Genomic DNA, 13,690 nt, shown 5'->3' on the forward strand with positions numbered 1-13,690 from the left:
CCCGCGAATAGGCCCGCACAGGCAACATCAATATTGATACCTGACCAACGCCTGCGGCAGCGCATGCATGGCGAAGAACGCCAGCAGCGCCACGCATGCCGGCAACACCAGCCACCACACCCGCAGCGGCAGGGCTGGCAGGGTCTGCTGGCGTTGCACCAATGTCAGGCTGAGTGCGCACACGCAACAAGCCAGCAGGGCCCCGGCCAGGATATCGGTTGGCCAGTGCGCCCCCAGGTACACCCGCGACAGGGCAATCGCCAGCGCTGGAATGCACCCCAGCATCACCCAGGTCAGGCGCATCCGTGGTGGCTGGCCACGCCCTGCCAGCACGGCCATGACCAGGAAGAACGCGAACGATGCCGAGCTGTGCCCGCTGGGCATGCTGTAGCTGGTCAGTGGGTCGGTCAGTACTTCCGGCCTGGCCCGGGCAAATAGCCATTTCAGTGTGCCGTTGGCGATCGCCGTGCCCATCAACGCGCCCGCCGCGAAAAATGCGTGTCGCCATTGACGGGCAAGCAGCAGCAGGCCTGTCAGCAGGGCGCCGAGGAACAACTGGGTGCGGAAATCGCCTAGCCGTGTCACCAGCACCACGGTGCTGTCGATGGCCTGGCTGCGATGCTCCTGGACCAGTGTCATCACGCCTTGGTCGAACTCATGGAAGTAGGGCCAGCCGAGGAATACACCGGCCAGGGTGATGAAGCTGAGCGCGGCAACCAGCCTGGTGCCGTGGCGCTGGTCACGCAGGCTGGTATTGAGGCTCAGGCCGATCAGCACCGCGAGGGCGCCGGCGATGATCCCGGCGTCCAGCCAGAAGCCTTCCGGCAGGGGCAGGCGCATGGCGGCGCCGGTGGCCCAGCCGGGCAGCAGGTAGGCGACCGACCAGCCGGCGCCCGCCAGCAGGCTGACGGCGATGAAGCGCGGCAGGGGCATGTCGAACATGCCGGCGACCATTGGCAGCATCGGCCGCAGCGGGCCGATGAAGCGGCCTACCAGCAGGCTGGCGATGCCATAACGCTGGAAGTAGCTTTCGGCGCTGCCGATCCATTCCGGATGGTGGCGTAGCAGCGGCAGGCGGCGGATGTTCTGGTGGAAGTACTTGCCCACTGCGTAAGACATGGCGTCGCCCAGCAGGCCGCCGAGAAAGCCGAGGAGCAGCGTTTCGCCCAGGCTGAACGTGCCGTTACCGGCCAGTACCGCAACGGCGAACAGCAGTACGGTGCCCGGCACGATAATGCCGGCGATGGCCAGGCATTCGATGCAGGCCACCAGGAAAATCGCCAGGCCAAGCCACTGCGGGTTGGCGCTGAGCCAGCCGGTCAGGCTGTCGAGCCATTGGCCCATGTTCAGCTTCCTTGTTCGAGAATGAAGAAATCACGGCCTTCGACTTGGCCGCGGCGTAACGGGTTCCGTGTGCAGAAACGGGCGTACTCGGCATCGACGAAGCGGTACGGCAGGTGCTCGTCGCGCCCGTGCGGGATGCCCAGGCGAGCAGCCTGGATCACCCGGGGCACGGCGTTGCCGCAGTCCTCGACGTACAGGCGTTCGGCGTCGAAACGCTGGGCGTCCCAATGCGGCACTTTCAGGCCCAGGGCCCGGCATAGCAGGGTCTGGCCGGCGCACAGGCGCTCTTGCGGGCGGATATTGCCGCTTGCATCGGGATTGTTCAGTTGCATCTGCGCCAGGCTGTCGGGCCCCGAGAGGGTGTCCTGCCAAGGATAGGCAGACTTGATCAGCACCGCGTTGCCCGGCCCGTGGGCGCTGAAGTTCAGCGAATCGCCGCCGCGGGCGTAGTACATGTAGATGTGCCCCCCATCCAGGAATAGCGCCTTGCGTTTTTCGGTGTAGCCGAGCGAAGCGTGGCTACCTTTGTCGGAAAGGTAGTAGGCCTCGGTCTCGATGATCCGCGCGGCCAGCCACAGGTCGCCGTGGCGGTGACGGATGACCTTGCCCAGCAGGGCCTTGGCCAGGGTCTGGGCGTCGCGGTCGAAAAAGCTGTCGGGCAGGGCTGGCATGCGGGGCAGTTCGTGGCTGGAGAGGCGGGGATGATAGCAATGAATGGCTTAATCGAGGCTGAATCGGATGGTGATGTGGGCAGTGCCGGCCCTTTCGCGGGTAAACCCGCTCCTACACAAATCCCGGTGGGAGCGGGCGCGCCAGCGAAAGGGCCTCGACAGGAGGTGGAAATCTCGATAACCCCGGTTACATCTTTCCTACACATTGCCCCATCCATTTTCTACCATCCGCCACCCGCCGCTGGGCGTACACCTGCGCGGCAGTTATAATCAGCCGATTTCCCCTTCGCCAAGACACCGAACCCATGACTGAGTCCGTTCTTGACTATATGACCCGTTTGGGTCGCGCTGCCCGTGAGGCTTCCCGGGTGATTGGCCGTGCCAGCACCGCGCAGAAGAACCGCGCCCTGCAAGCCGCCGCCGACGCGCTGGACGCTGCCCGTGCCGAGCTCACCGCTGCCAACGAGCTGGACCTGGCCGCCGGCCGCGCCAGTGGCCTGGAGCCCGCACTGCTCGACCGTCTGGCGCTGACCCCGGCGCGTATCGACGGCATGATCACCGGCTTGCGCCAGGTGGCCAGCCTGCCGGACCCGGTCGGTGCCATCCGCGACATGAGCTACCGTCCATCGGGCATTCAGGTAGGCAAGATGCGTACCCCGCTGGGGGTGATCGGGATCATCTATGAATCGCGTCCGAACGTGACCATTGATGCCGCCAGCCTATGCCTCAAGTCGGGCAATGCAACCATCCTGCGTGGCGGTTCCGAAGCCATCCACTCCAACCGCGCCATTGCCACCTGCATTCAGCGTGGCCTGGCCGAAGCCGGCCTGCCGGCGGCGGTGGTGCAGGTGGTCGAAACCACCGACCGCGAAGCCGTGGGCGCGCTGATCAGCATGCCGGAATTCGTCGATGTCATCGTGCCGCGCGGAGGCCGTGGCCTGATCGAGCGCATCAGCCGCGATGCCCGCGTGCCGGTGATCAAGCATCTGGACGGCATCTGCCACATCTATGTCAGCCAGCATGCCGACCTGGACAAGGCCTGGAATGTGGCTTTCAACGCCAAGACCTACCGCTACGGCATCTGCGGTGCCATGGAAACGCTGCTGGTCGACCAACAAGTGGCTGAGCGCTTCCTGCCAGAAATGGCCCGCCGCTTCGTGGAGAATGGCGTGGAGCTGCGCGGTTGCGAGCGTACCCAGGCTATCATCAGCGCCAAACCGGCCACCGAAGCCGACTGGCACACGGAATACCTCGATGCGATCCTGTCGATTCGCGTGGTCGACGGCCTGAACCAGGCCATCGAGCACATCAACCACTATGGCTCGCACCACACCGACTCGATCATCAGCGAACACCAGGGTGAAGCCCGTCAGTTCATGGCTGAGGTCGATTCGGCGTCGGTCATGCTCAACACCCCGACCTGCTTTGCCGATGGCTTCGAGTACGGCCTGGGTGCGGAAATCGGTATTTCCACCGACAAGCTGCATGCCCGCGGCCCTGTCGGCCTGGAAGGCCTGACCTGCGAGAAGTATGTGGTGATCGGCGATGGCCAGTTGCGCGGCCAGGGGTCCTGCTGAGTTGAGCAAGGCCCAGGCAGTCCGGCGTATCGGCATTCTAGGTGGTACCTTCGACCCCGTGCATATCGGCCACTTGCGCAGCGCGCTTGAAGTGGCCGAGTTCATGCGGCTGGATGAGCTACGCCTGTTGCCCAATGCCCGGCCGCCGCACCGCGACACGCCACAGGTGGCCGCGCAGGATCGCCTGGCGATGGTCCGTGAAGCGGTGCAGGGCGTCGCTTGCCTGAGCGTCGATGCCCGCGAGCTGGAACGTGACAAGCCGTCGTACACCATCGATACGCTGGAATCGATCCGCGCCGAACTGTCTGGCAACGACCAGTTGTTCCTGGTGCTGGGTTGGGATGCCTTCTGTGGCCTGCCCGCCTGGCATCGCTGGGAAGAATTGCTGCAACACTGTCACATCCTGGTACTGCAACGTCCGGATGCCGACGTAGAACCCCCTGACGAGTTGCGCAACCTGTTGGCTGCGCGCTCGGAGAGCGATCCCACCGCCATGTCCGGCCCGGCGGGAAATATTTCGTTCGTCTGGCAGACGCCGCTTGCGGTGTCGGCTACACAGATCCGACAGCTGCTGGCCAGCGGCAAATCGGTGAGGTTCCTGGTGCCGGACGCCGTACTGGCCTATATCGAGGCGCACGAACTGTATCGTGCGCCCAACTGACGGTGCCTCTGGCGCCTCATCCAACGAGTTGAACGAGTTTTATATGACCAAGCAGAAAATTTACGGCGAAGAACTGGTCGCAGTGACCAAGGCAGCGCTGGAAGACGTCAAGGCCCAGGACATCCAGGTCATCGACGTGCGCGAGAAGCACAGCCTGACCGACTACATGATCATTGCCACCGGTACCTCCAACCGCCAGATCAACGCGATGGCCGAAAAGGTCCGTGAAGCAGTCAAGGCCAAGGGCGCCCAGCCACTGGGTGAAGAAGGCAAGGGCGACAGCGACTGGGTGCTGCTGGACCTGAACGACGTCATCGTGCACATGATGACCGCCGCTGCCCGCCAGTTCTACGACCTTGAGCGTCTGTGGCAGGGTGCCGAGCAAAGCCGTGCCGCCGATGGCAAGCACCACAGCCCGGACCATGCCCACGAGTACTCCGACAAGCTCAAAGACCGCGAATAAGGAAAGCGCTGTGCGTCTGCGCCTGATTGCGGTCGGCTCGCGCATGCCGAAGTGGGTCGAGGAAGGCTGGCATGAATATGCCAAGCGCCTGCCCGCCGAGCTGTCGCTGGAGCTGGTGGAAATCCCGCTGAATACCCGTGGCAAGAATGCCGACGTCGCCCGCCTGATCCGTCAGGAGGGCGAAGCCATGCTGAGCAAAGTGCAGCCTGGGGAACGCATTGTCACCCTCGAGGTCCATGGCAAGCCATGGAGTACCGAGCAGCTGGCGACCGAGCTGGACCGCTGGCGCCTGGATGCGCGCACGGTGAATTTGATGGTGGGCGGCCCGGAGGGCCTGGCGCCTGAGGTTTGCGCGCGCGCCGAGCAACGTTGGTCGCTGTCGCCGCTGACGTTGCCGCACCCGTTGGTAAGGATACTCATCGGCGAGCAGATCTACCGCGCCTGGACCGTGTTGTCCGGGCACCCTTACCACAAATGAGCCTTTAAGCAGTCCGATGTCGCAGCCGATCCGTCTCAAGGACCACGAGAAAGACGCCCGCCTGGTGCGCAAACGCGTCGTGGTCGGCGCAGTCGCGATCATGCTGCTTGTGTGCGTGTTGATCGCACGGCTGTACTACCTGCAGATCATCCAGTACGACTACCACTCCACGCTGTCGGAGAACAACCGGGTGCATGTGCAGCCGATCCCGCCGACCCGCGGGCTGATCTTCGACCGCAACGGGGTGATCGTTGCCGACAACCGGCCCAGCTTCAGCCTGTCGATGACCCGCGAACGTGCGGGTAACTGGCAGGAAGTGCTGGATACCATCGTCGAAGTGCTGGACCTCACCGCTGACGACCGTGCCCTGTTCGAGAAGCGCATGCGCCAAGGCCGCCGGCCATTCGAGCCGGTGCCGATCCTGTTCGAGCTCAACGAAGAGCAGATCGCCCGCGTGGCGGTAAACCAGTTCCGCCTGCCGGGTGTCGAGGTGGTGGCCCAGCTGGTGCGGCATTACCCGCAGGGTGCGCATTTCGCCCATTCGGTGGGTTATGTAGGGCGAATCAACGAGAAAGAGCTGAAAACGCTCGACCCGGTGAACTACAGCGGTACCCACCATATCGGCAAGACCGGCATCGAGCGCTTCTACGAGGCCGCCCTGCACGGTCAGGTGGGTTACGAGGAAGTCGAGACCAACGCCCGTGGCCGGGTGTTGCGGGTGCTCAAGCGCACCGATCCGAAGCCGGGCAAGGACATTGTGCTGAGCCTGGACATCAAGCTGCAGGAGGCCGCTGAAGCCGCCCTGGGAGGCCGGCGTGGTGCAGTGGTTGCGCTCGACCCGCGAACCGGTGAGGTACTGGCGATGGTGAGTCAGCCTAGCTTCGACCCCAACCTGTTCGTCACCGGCATCAGCTTCAAGGCCTATGCCGAATTGCGCGATTCGATCGATCGGCCGCTGTTCAACCGCGTGCTGCGTGGCCTGTACCCGCCGGGGTCGACCATCAAGCCGGCGGTGGCTATTGCCGGTCTGGACAGTGGCGTCGTGAATGCCAGCAGCAGGGTGTTCGACCCTGGCTACTACCAGCTGCCCAACTACGACCATAAATACCGTAACTGGAACCGCTCCGGGGATGGCTGGGTCGACCTGGACACCGCCATCATGCGCTCGAACGACACCTACTTCTATGACCTTGCGCACAAGATGGGCATCGATCGCTTGTCCAGCTACATGAACAAGTTCGGTATCGGCCAGCGGGTTTCCCTCGACATGTTCGAGGAGTCTGCCGGGTTGATGCCGTCGCGCGAATGGAAGCGTGCCACCCGTCGCCAGGCCTGGTTCCCTGGCGAAACCCTGATTCTCGGCATCGGCCAGGGCTATATGCAGGCTACGCCGCTGCAACTGGCCCAGGCCACTGCACTGATCGCCAACAAAGGTGTGTGGAACCGCCCGCACCTGGCCAAGACCATCGAAGGCCTGCCGCCGGTGGACGACAACCCCATGGAAGACATCGTGCTGCGTGACAAGTCCGACTGGGCCAAGGTCACCCATGGCATGGAACAGGTGATGCACAACGCCCGCGGTACCGCGCGCAAGGCAGCTGCCGGAGCCCAGTACCGCATTGCCGGCAAGAGCGGTACCGCCCAGGTGGTGGCGATCAAGCAGGGCGAGAAGTACGATCGCAACAAACTCCAGGAGCGCCACCGCGACCATGCGTTGTTCGTCGCGTTTGCCCCAGCCGAAGCCCCGAAAATCGTGGTTTCGGTGATGGTCGAGAACGGTGAGTCCGGCTCGGGTGTCGCCGCTCCGGTGGTACGCCAGATCATGGACGCCTGGCTGCTCGACGAAAATGGCCGGCTCAAACCCGAGTTCGCGCCCGCCACCGTTACCCAGGAATCGGCCCTGTGATGAACAATTTCGATCGCATGCTCTCCAGCGAGGATGTGATGCGTCGGCGTGCGAGCTTTCTGCAACGCATCCATATCGACGGCCCCTTGCTGATCATTCTGCTGACCCTTGCAGCCGGCAGCCTGTTCGTACTGTATTCGGCCAGTGGCAAGAACTGGGACCTGCTGCTCAAGCAAGCCACCTCGTTTGGCATCGGTCTGGTGTCGATGTTCGTCATCGCCCAGCTGGAGCCGCGCTTCATGGCGCGTTGGGTGCCGTTGGCCTACCTGGCCGGGGTGCTGTTGCTGGTAGTGGTCGACGTGATGGGCCACAACGCCATGGGGGCCACACGCTGGATCAACATTCCGGGGGTGATCCGCTTCCAGCCCTCGGAATTCATGAAGATCATCATGCCGGCGACCATCGCCTGGTACCTGTCCAAGCGCACCTTGCCGCCCCATTTGAAGCACGTGGCGATCAGCCTGCTGCTGATCGGCGTGCCGTTCATGCTGATCGTACGTCAGCCAGACCTGGGGACCGCGCTGCTGATCCTGGCCTCCGGTGCCTTCGTGCTGTTCATGGGCGGCTTGCGCTGGCGCTGGATCCTCAGCGTGCTGGCGGCAGCCGTGCCAGTCGCGGTGGCAATGTGGTTCTTCGTCATGCACGACTACCAGAAGCAGCGGGTATTGACCTTCCTCGACCCTGAAAGCGACCCGTTGGGCACCGGTTGGAACATCATCCAGTCCAAGGCGGCGATCGGCTCGGGCGGGGTGTTTGGCAAAGGCTGGCTGCTTGGCACGCAGTCGCACCTGGACTTTTTGCCGGAAAGCCACACCGACTTCATCATCGCCGTGCTCGGCGAGGAATTCGGCCTGGTCGGCATCTGCCTGCTGCTGATTGTCTACCTGCTGCTGATCGGCCGTGGCCTGGTGATCACCGCCCAGGCGCAGACCCTGTTCGGCAAGCTGCTTGCGGGCAGCCTGACCATGACTTTTTTTGTATACGTGTTCGTCAATATCGGAATGGTAAGCGGCCTTCTGCCCGTGGTGGGCGTGCCGTTACCTTTCATCAGCTATGGCGGAACATCGTTGGTGACGCTGCTGTCAGCGTTTGGCGTTTTGATGTCGATCCATACGCACCGCAAATGGATCGCGCAGGTTTGAATAAGGTGAACAATTTCATGCAAGCAGTGCGTAACTGGGCTGCCCGTTGTGCGCCTTGGATCGGTGCGGTGGGCCTGTTCGGCGCTGTACAGCTGGCCCATGCCGGCGAATACGACGGCTCGCCCGAGGTAGCCGCGTTTGTTGGCGAAATGAGCCGCGACTATGGTTTTGCGCCTGAGCAACTGATGGGTGTGTTTCGTGAGGTGCAGCGCAAGCAGTCGATCCTCGACGCCATCTCGCGCCCGGCCGAGCGGGTCAAACCGTGGAAGGACTACCGGCCGATGTTCATCACCGATGCACGTATCGCTCGCGGTGTGGATTTCTGGCGTCAGCACGAGGCTGTATTGGCACGTGCCGAGCAGGAGTACGGCGTACCTGCGCAGTACATTGTCGCGATCATCGGCGTGGAAACCTTCTTTGGCCGCAATACCGGCAACTACCGGGTGATCGACGCCCTGTCGACGCTGGGCTTCGACTACCCGCCACGGGCCGAGTTCTTCCGCAAGGAGCTGCGAGAGTTCCTGCTGCTGGCCCGTGAGGAACAGCTCGATCCCTTGACGCTCAAGGGCTCGTACGCCGGCGCCATGGGGCTGCCGCAGTTCATGCCAAGCAGCTTCCGCAACTACGCGGTGGACTTCGACGGGGACGGCCATATCAATATCTGGAACAACCCTGACGATGCCATCGGCAGCGTGGCCAGCTACTTCAAGCGCCACGGCTGGGTGGCCGGTGAGGGTGTGGTCAGTCGCGCCTGGGTTGAAGGTGAGCGCGCCGACGAAGGCCTGACCACCGGCATCGAGCCGGTGAAAACGGTAGGGGAGTTGCGTACGCTTGGCTGGTCGGTTCATGATTCGCTGCGCGATGATCTGCCGGTTACCGCCTTCCGTCTCGAGGGCGAGAGCGGCCCCGAGTACTGGATGGGCCTGAAGAACTTCTACGCGATCACTCGCTACAACCGCAGCGTGATGTATGCCATGGCGGTACATCAGCTTGCGGAACAGCTGGTTCAAGTACGGGGCGTCAAGTAATGCGCGCAATCATCTCTGGCAACGCTTTCAAGCTGCTCACCTGCCTCGCCGTCGGTGTGGCGCTGGTCAGCTGCTCTTCCAACCGCCCGGCCCCGAAAAGCAGTGGTAATGTCGTGCGTAGCCAGCCGGGCCTGGACATCAACCGGGCGCACAAGGACGGCGCACCGTGGTGGGACGTGGATGTGAACAAGATCCCCGATGCCACCCCGACCGTGCACACCGGTAACTACAAGGCCAACCCGTACACCGTGCTGGGCAAGACCTACTACCCGATGCAGGACTCGCGCAACTACCGCGCCGAGGGTACGGCATCGTGGTACGGCACCAAGTTCCACGGGCAGAACACTGCCAACGGCGAGCTGTACGACCTGTATGGCATGAGCGCAGCGCACAAGACCCTGCCGCTGCCAGCCTATGTGCGGGTGACCAACCTGGCGAACGGCCGCAGCGTGATCCTTCGGGTGAACGACCGTGGCCCGTTCTATTCCGACCGAATCATCGACTTGTCCTATGCTGCCGCGAAAAAGCTCGGCTATGCCGAGATCGGCACCGCGCATGTGCGCGTCGAGGGTATCGACCCGCAGCAGTGGTGGGCTCAGCGCGGCCAAACGCCGCCGATGGTGCTGAAGGAGCCGCAAGTGGCGCAGACCCAGGCAATACCGGCCAGTACCGGGCGGGTCGAGCAGTGGACCCCGCCGCCACAGCAGCACGCAGCGCCCGTGGTACCCGTGCAGGTGGGTGGCAATAACGTGCCCGGCGGTAGCGGTGGCAGTTTCTTGCAGGTAGGCGCGTTCGCCAACCCGGACGCTGCCGAGTTGCTGCGCGCCAAGCTCAGCACCATGGTCAATGCACCCGTGTTCATCAGCTCGATCGTGCGTAACCAGCAGACCCTGCACCGCGTGCGCCTGGGGCCGATCGGCAGCCAGGGCGAGATCCAGCAAGCACAAGACAGCATTCGCCTGGCGAACTTGGGGCAGGCAAAGCTGGTCACAGCAGACTGACTGTGGGAGCGGGCGCGCCTGCGAAGACGGCAACACCAAACTATCGGTTTTGTCATGAATTGCCGGTCGCGGCCATGTACAATGACCGCTTTTGCCCGCAGCGACATAAAGCCGCACGTTCGCGGGCCAGGCCATTGGCCATAAAACTAGACTGACTGGCGCTGGGCACATGATCTTGCCCAGGGAACATCTCAGACCATTAGCGATTTTCGAGAGACGGATGAACATCACCAACCTTGCCAAACGACTTTGCCTGCCTGTACTGCTGCTGATCACGCCTGCCGCCTTCGCGGCGGAGCAGATGACGCCGGCGCCACCGCAACTGGCAGCCAAGTCCTACGTACTCATGGACGCGTCCAGCGGCAACGTGCTGGTCGAGAACAACGGTGACGAGCGCCTGCCGCCAGCCAGCCTGACCAAGCTGATGACCGCCTATATCGCCACCCTGGACATCCGTCGCGGCCAGATCGGTGAAAGCGACCCGGTTACCGTCAGCGAAAACGCCTGGCGTACCGGCGGTTCGCGCATGTTCATCAAGGTTGGCAGCCAGGTAACGGTCAGCGACCTGCTGCACGGCATCATCATCCAGTCCGGTAACGACGCCTCGGTCGCCCTGGCCGAGCACATCGCCGGCAGCGAAGACGCCTTTGCCGACATGATGAACAAGACGGCTGCCGACCTGGGCATGACCAACAGCCACTTCATGAACCCGACCGGTCTGCCGCACCCCGAGCATTACTCGTCGGCGCACGACATGGCGACCCTGGCTCGCGCGATCATCAACGTCGACCCGGCCCACTACGCCATCTACTCGCAGAAAGAGTTCTTCTGGAACAACATCAAGCAGCCTAACCGCAACCTGCTGCTGTGGCGTGACAAGACCGTCGATGGCCTGAAAACCGGTCACACCGACGAAGCCGGCTACTGCATGGTGGCTTCGGCCGTTCGTGACGGCCAGCGCCTGATCGCCGTGGTGTTCGGTACCAACAGCGAGCAATCGCGTGCTGCCGAAACCCAGAAGCTGCTGACCTACGGTTTCCGCTTCTTCGAAACCCAGACCTTCTACCAGAAAGGCACCGAGCTGACCCAGGCGCCGGTCTGGAAGGGCGCTACCAGCCAAGTCAAGGCTGGCCTGGCTGACGACCTGACCATGACTATGCCTAAAGGCCAATTGAAGCGCCTGCAGGCTTCGATGACCATGAACCCGCAGCTCACCGCACCGATCGCCAAAGGTGACGTGATCGGCAAAGTGGAAGTCAAACTGGACGAAAAAGTGATTCACAGTGCCGACCTGATCGCCCTTGATGGCGTCGAGGAAGGTGGTTTCTTCCGCCGTATGTGGGATAGCATCCGTCTATTCTTCTACGGGTTGTTCAACTGATACGTGACCTGCATGCCCCCGCGCCTACCGCGGGGGTGTTGTTGTTGCCACGGCTTACGAGGCCGTTTCCGCCATGAGCGAACCAGACGTCAAGTCGCACAAGATCGAATTCCCTTGCGACGATTACCCGATCAAGGTCATTGGTGACACCGTTGTCGGTTTCAAGGACATGGTCATCGAGGTTCTCAGCAAGCACGCCAAAGTCGACCTTTCCACCCTGGCCGAACGCCAGAGCAAGGAAGGCAAGTACACCACCGTGCAATTGCACATCGTTGCCGAAAGCGAGAACCAGCTGCACGATATCAACAGCGCCCTGCGCGCTACCGGCATCGTGAAAATGGTGCTTTGATGTCCGCCTGCCTCGGTTTTCGCGAGCTTGGCCTGCAGCCCTATGAACCGGTGCTGGAGGCCATGCGTCGTTTTACCGAGCAGCGCAGCCCGGACAGCCAGGATGAAATCTGGCTGGTCGAGCACCCTGCGGTCTTCACCCAGGGGCAGGCCGGCAAGGCCGAGCACCTGCTGGTGCCGGGCGACATCCCGGTGGTGCAGACCGACCGCGGCGGCCAGGTCACCTACCATGGCCCCGGGCAGCTGGTGGCCTACCTGCTGCTGGATGTGCGCCGGCTGGGCTTTGGCGTGCGTGAGCTGGTCAGCCGTATCGAGCTGGCCCTCATCGACCTGCTCGCCAGCTATGCTGTTCAGGCGTCTGCCAAGCCCGATGCCCCGGGTGTCTATGTCGACGGAGCGAAAATCGCCTCCCTCGGCCTGCGAATTCGCAACGGCCGTTCGTTTCACGGCCTTGCCCTGAACGTGGACATGGACCTTGCGCCATTCCGCCGAATCAACCCCTGCGGCTATGCGGGGCTGGCGATGACCCAGCTGCGCGACCTGGCAGGTCCGATCGAACTCGACGAGGTCAGGACAAGGCTGCGCGGACAGCTGGTCAAGCACCTCGACTACGCTGAGCAGACGACCCTCACGGGCGGAATCGACTGAATATGACAACTGTGCAAGAAGCCGTGCCGAACCTGATACCTACCCAGGATGCCACCCCGCGCCCAGCGCCGAAGAAGGTGGAAGCTGGGGTCAAGCTGCGTGGTGCCGACAAAGTCGCGCGCATCCCGGTGAAGATCATCCCTACCGATGAGCTACCCAAGAAGCCCGACTGGATTCGCGTGCGTATCCCGGTGTCGCCCGAGGTAGACCGCATCAAACAACTGCTGCGCAAGCACAAACTGCACAGCGTGTGCGAAGAGGCCTCCTGCCCGAACCTGGGCGAGTGCTTCTCGGGTGGTACCGCCACCTTCATGATCATGGGTGACATCTGCACCCGTCGTTGCCCGTTCTGCGACGTTGGCCACGGCCGACCGAAACCGCTGGATCTGGACGAGCCGAAAAACCTGGCTGTTGCCATTGCCGACCTGCGCCTGAAGTATGTGGTGATCACCTCGGTGGACCGCGACGACCTGCGTGACGGCGGTGCCCAGCACTTTGCTGACTGCATCCGGGAAATCCGCGCGCTGTCGCCGGGCGTGCAGTTGGAGACCTTGGTGCCTGACTACCGTGGCCGTATGGACGTTGCCCTGGAAATCACCGCGCAAGAGCCGCCGGATGTGTTCAACCACAACCTCGAGACCGTACCGCGCCTGTACAAGGCCGCGCGCCCGGGTTCGGACTATGACTGGTCGCTGGACTTGCTGCAGAAGTTCAAGCAGTTGGTGCCGCACGTACCGACCAAGTCGGGCCTGATGCTCGGCCTGGGCGAAACCGACGAGGAAGTGATCGAAGTGATGCACCGCATGCGCGAGCATGACATCGACATGCTCACCCTTGGCCAGTACCTGCAGCCGTCGCGCAGCCACTTGCCGGTGCAGCGTTTCGTTCACCCGGACACCTTTGCCTGGTTCGCCGAGGAAGGTTACAAGATGGGCTTCAAGAACGTTGCTTCTGGCCCGCTGGTGCGTTCTTCGTACCACGCCGACCAGCAGGCCCACGAAGCCAAGATCAAGCTCTGAGCTATGCTCTAGCCTAGAGCAGA

Annotated in this window: 14 protein-coding genes; 12 read left to right on the forward strand and 2 right to left on the reverse strand. The window is 62.9% G+C overall.

Annotated elements, in window-relative coordinates; all coding sequences use genetic code 11:
* Positions 1–27 precede the first annotated feature (27 nt).
* Together C4Q27_RS14915 and C4Q27_RS14920 are read right to left on the reverse strand one after the other, a co-directional pair.
* Entirely contained in the window at positions 28–1,344 is a 1,317-nt protein-coding gene (locus C4Q27_RS14915; protein ID WP_064491149.1) for a bifunctional DedA family/phosphatase PAP2 family protein, read from the reverse strand.
* A gap of 2 nt (positions 1,345–1,346) precedes the next feature.
* On the reverse strand, positions 1,347–2,015 hold the full coding sequence (locus tag C4Q27_RS14920) for a DNA-3-methyladenine glycosylase (RefSeq protein ID WP_010955424.1): 669 nt from the start codon (positions 2,013–2,015) through the stop codon (positions 1,347–1,349).
* Positions 2,016–2,320: 305 nt separating this feature from the next.
* Here C4Q27_RS14920 and C4Q27_RS14925 point away from each other — a divergent pair, with 305 nt between their 5' ends.
* From C4Q27_RS14925 to lipA, 12 genes are all read left to right on the forward strand, one after another.
* The gene (locus tag C4Q27_RS14925) at positions 2,321–3,592 is read left to right on the forward strand and encodes a glutamate-5-semialdehyde dehydrogenase (protein WP_064491148.1); all 1,272 of its coding nucleotides are present in this window, start codon (positions 2,321–2,323) and stop codon (positions 3,590–3,592) included.
* On the forward strand, positions 3,561–4,253 hold the full coding sequence (nadD, locus tag C4Q27_RS14930; protein ID WP_064491147.1) for a nicotinate-nucleotide adenylyltransferase: 693 nt from the start codon (positions 3,561–3,563) through the stop codon (positions 4,251–4,253). Before C4Q27_RS14925 ends, nadD begins: the two co-directional genes overlap by 32 nt.
* Before the next feature lie 43 nt (positions 4,254–4,296).
* Positions 4,297–4,716, forward strand: coding sequence for a ribosome silencing factor (rsfS, locus tag C4Q27_RS14935; RefSeq protein ID WP_009685825.1), 420 nt, complete (start codon positions 4,297–4,299; stop codon positions 4,714–4,716).
* 10 nt (positions 4,717–4,726) lie between these two features.
* Positions 4,727–5,194, forward strand: coding sequence for a 23S rRNA (pseudouridine(1915)-N(3))-methyltransferase RlmH (gene rlmH, locus C4Q27_RS14940; protein ID WP_003249722.1), 468 nt, complete (start codon positions 4,727–4,729; stop codon positions 5,192–5,194).
* A 16-nt stretch (positions 5,195–5,210) separates the two neighbouring features.
* The gene (mrdA, locus tag C4Q27_RS14945; RefSeq protein ID WP_010955422.1) at positions 5,211–7,100 is read left to right on the forward strand and encodes a penicillin-binding protein 2; all 1,890 of its coding nucleotides are present in this window, start codon (positions 5,211–5,213) and stop codon (positions 7,098–7,100) included.
* Positions 7,101–7,138: 38 nt separating this feature from the next.
* Positions 7,139–8,242, forward strand: a complete 1,104-nt coding sequence (rodA, locus tag C4Q27_RS14950) for a rod shape-determining protein RodA (protein ID WP_050545941.1) — start codon at positions 7,139–7,141, stop codon at positions 8,240–8,242.
* Positions 8,243–8,259: 17 nt separating this feature from the next.
* Entirely contained in the window at positions 8,260–9,270 is a 1,011-nt protein-coding gene (mltB, locus tag C4Q27_RS14955; protein ID WP_014592536.1) for a lytic murein transglycosylase B, read from the forward strand.
* Positions 9,270–10,271 carry a septal ring lytic transglycosylase RlpA family protein gene (locus tag C4Q27_RS14960; protein ID WP_064491146.1) on the forward strand — a complete coding sequence of 334 codons (1,002 nt, stop codon included), beginning with the start codon at positions 9,270–9,272 and terminating at the stop codon, positions 10,269–10,271. Before mltB ends, C4Q27_RS14960 begins: the two co-directional genes overlap by 1 nt.
* A 220-nt stretch (positions 10,272–10,491) precedes the next feature.
* On the forward strand, positions 10,492–11,652 hold the full coding sequence (locus C4Q27_RS14965; protein ID WP_010955418.1) for a D-alanyl-D-alanine carboxypeptidase family protein: 1,161 nt from the start codon (positions 10,492–10,494) through the stop codon (positions 11,650–11,652).
* Between the two features lie 73 nt (positions 11,653–11,725).
* The gene (locus C4Q27_RS14970) at positions 11,726–12,001 is read left to right on the forward strand and encodes a DUF493 domain-containing protein (RefSeq protein WP_010955417.1); all 276 of its coding nucleotides are present in this window, start codon (positions 11,726–11,728) and stop codon (positions 11,999–12,001) included.
* Positions 12,001–12,648, forward strand: coding sequence for a lipoyl(octanoyl) transferase LipB (gene lipB / locus C4Q27_RS14975; protein WP_003249738.1), 648 nt, complete (start codon positions 12,001–12,003; stop codon positions 12,646–12,648). The genes C4Q27_RS14970 and lipB overlap by 1 nt, the downstream gene beginning before the upstream one ends.
* Before the next feature lie 2 nt (positions 12,649–12,650).
* On the forward strand, positions 12,651–13,667 hold the full coding sequence (gene lipA, locus C4Q27_RS14980) for a lipoyl synthase (RefSeq protein ID WP_003249742.1): 1,017 nt from the start codon (positions 12,651–12,653) through the stop codon (positions 13,665–13,667).
* Positions 13,668–13,690: the final 23 nt, after the last annotated feature.

Source organism: Pseudomonas sp. SWI36 (assembly GCF_002948105.1).
GTDB classification, from domain to species: Bacteria; Pseudomonadota; Gammaproteobacteria; order Pseudomonadales; family Pseudomonadaceae; genus Aquipseudomonas; species Aquipseudomonas alloputida.